Raw genomic sequence first — 338 nt, 5'->3', positions numbered from 1 at the left:
GCCGCGCGCTTCGTCCCCGGCCTGCCACCGTCGGCACTCGATGTGCTGGCCACCTGTGACGACGAGTTGCTCGCCGGGTACGTCGAGGGCGAGCTCTCCCCGGACAGTGTCCAGGCCTCTCTCGCGGCCCAGACGCGACACGCCCTCGTCCACCCGGTGTACTTCGGCTCCGCCGTCACCGGCGTGGGGGTGGATGCGCTGATCGACGGCATCAGGGAGCTGCTCCCGGCCGCGGACGGCGACCCCGACGGCCCCGTCTCGGGCACCGTCTTCAAGGTGGAGCGGGGTCCGGCGGGGGAGAAGGTCGCGTACACGCGGATGTTCTCCGGGACGCTGCA

At 72.2% G+C, this 338-nt stretch carries 1 pseudogene; it reads left to right on the top strand.

Annotation, left to right across the window (positions count from 1 at the left end):
* Nucleotides 1-338: pseudogene (locus ACLZOT_RS50910) on the top strand (GTP-binding protein); the annotation flags it as partial.

The sequence above is a fragment of the Streptomyces sp. 4F14 genome (assembly GCF_048159485.1).
Classification (GTDB): Bacteria; Actinomycetota; Actinomycetes; order Streptomycetales; family Streptomycetaceae; genus Streptomyces.
Note: the sequence above shows the minus strand (reverse complement) of the source record. Positions and strands in the feature narration are given on the sequence as shown.